This is a genomic window from Methylobacterium sp. WL18 (assembly GCF_008040015.1).
Lineage (GTDB): Bacteria > Pseudomonadota > Alphaproteobacteria > Rhizobiales > Beijerinckiaceae > Methylobacterium > Methylobacterium mesophilicum.
In genome coordinates this window covers 1-1880 of the sequence record NZ_VRVD01000797.1, presented here as the reverse complement: position 1 = coordinate 1880, position 1880 = coordinate 1, and the positions used below count along the sequence as shown (strand labels likewise).

At 71.3% G+C, this 1880-nt stretch carries 2 protein-coding genes; both read left to right on the top strand.

The window, feature by feature from the left end; translation table 11 throughout:
- On the top strand, positions 1–368 hold a 368-nt coding region (locus FV228_RS28405), incomplete at its 5' end, for a substrate-binding domain-containing protein (protein WP_187277950.1).
- Between the two features lie 147 nt (positions 369–515).
- Positions 516–1691 carry an MFS transporter gene (locus FV228_RS28400; RefSeq protein WP_147857541.1) on the top strand — a complete coding sequence of 392 codons (1176 nt, stop codon included), beginning with the start codon at positions 516–518 and terminating at the stop codon, positions 1689–1691.
- Positions 1692–1880: the final 189 nt, after the last annotated feature.

Here is a 1880-nt window from a genome sequence, read left to right as displayed (position 1 = left end):
TGCCGGAGCCACGCGTCGCGGGATCCGCCTACACGTATGAGGGCGGCGCCGAGGCGGCGATGCGGATTCGCGCGGACGCCCCGGTCGACGGCGTCTTCTGCGCCAACGACCTCTGCGCATTGGGCGCGATCGACGCGCTGCGGCGCGTCGGCCGGCGCGTTCCCGACGAGGTCCGCGTGATCGGCTACGACGACATCCCGGCGGCGGGGTGGGGCGGCTACGATCTCACCAGCTTCGACCAGGACGTGCCGGCGCTGGTCGAGGCGGCGCTGGCCATGATCGCCCGGATGTCCGGACCCGAATCGGCCCTCGGCGAGCGCGTGCTGATCCCGCCGCGGCTGATCGAGCGCGGCAGCACCCGGGCCTGATCGTCCGGGATCGTCGATGTCGAGACCGTGCACGCGGCGCAACCGTGCGTCGCGTGTGCATCGCTATGCAAAAGTTCGTGCTGCTCCATCCTTCGTCATGCTGCGTTGCACAAAGCGACGCCCGCCGTCCGAACGAAGGAAGCCGACGTGCTGTCCCTGCCGATCCTCGCCCTCGCCGTCGCCTCGTTCGGTATCGGCACCACCGAATTCGTCATCATGGGCCTGCTCCCGGAGGTGGCGCACGGCTTCGGCGTCACCATCCCGCAGGCCGGCTACCTCGTGTCCGGCTACGCCATGGGCGTCGTCGTCGGCGCGCCGATCGTGGCGATCGCCACCGCGGGCTTGCCCCGGAAGACGGCCCTGCTCGCCCTGATGGCGGTCTTCCTGATCGGCAATGTCGGCTGCGCCCTGGCGCCGAGCTACGGCCTGCTGATGGCAGCCCGGATCGTCACCGCCTTCGCGCACGGGGCCTTCTTCGGGATCGGCGCCGTGGTGGCGCGCGATCTGGTGCCGCGCGAGAAGCGGACCCAGGCGGTCTCGCTGATGTTCGCCGGGCTGACCCTGGCCAACGTCCTCGGTGTGCCGTTGGGAACGGCCCTGGGTCAAGTTAGCGGATGGCGCTCGACCTTCTGGGCCGTGGTGGTGATCGGCCTGCTGGCCGGGCTGGCGATCCAGCTGTTCGTGCCCGCCGGACTGCCCGGTACCCGCGGCGGCCTGGTCAAGGAGTTCCGGGCGCTCGGGCGCTGGCCGGTGCTGCGGCCGATGCTGATCTCGACCCTCTCCTCGGTCAGCTTCTTCACGGTGTTCACCTACATCACGCCGTTCCTGACTGGCGTGACCGGGTTTTCGTCGCAGGGCGTCACCGGGGTGCTGTTCGCCGCGGGCATCGGCCTCACGGTGGGCAACCTCGCGGGCGGCCACTTCGCCGACCGGGGCCTGATGGCGACGATCATCGGCGGGTTCATCGGCATCGTCGCGGTGCTGCTGGTCCTGGCGGCGGTCGCCCACCACGCCATCCCGACCGTCGCCGTGCTGGTCCTGTGGTCGGGCCTCGCCTTCGCGCTGGTCTCGCCGCTGCAGATCTGGGTCGTCGAGGCTGCCAGCGACGCGCCGAACCTCGCCTCGACGCTCAACCAGGGTGCGTTCAACCTCGGCAACGCCACCGGGGCCTGGATCGGCGGCACCGCCCTGACGCTAGGCGCCGGCTACGGCCAGTTGCCGTTGCTCGCCGCCGCCGTGTCGATCCTGGGCCTCGGTCTGACGGTGACGGCCGTCAGCCGAAGCGGAAGCCGGATTTTCTCCGCCTCGACGCCGGGCGCATGACCACCGGGCGAACCTTCAATCCGCCCGGACCAGATCGCCGAGCAGGCTCGCCGCCACCGTGGCCTTGGAGACCGTCAGGCCCGAGGCGCTGATCGCGTCGACGGCGTCACGGATGCGGACCAGCGGCGCGCCCCGGGCCTTGGCCCAGGCCTCGACGGCCTCGGGCCCGGCGCCGAGATCGGCCACCAC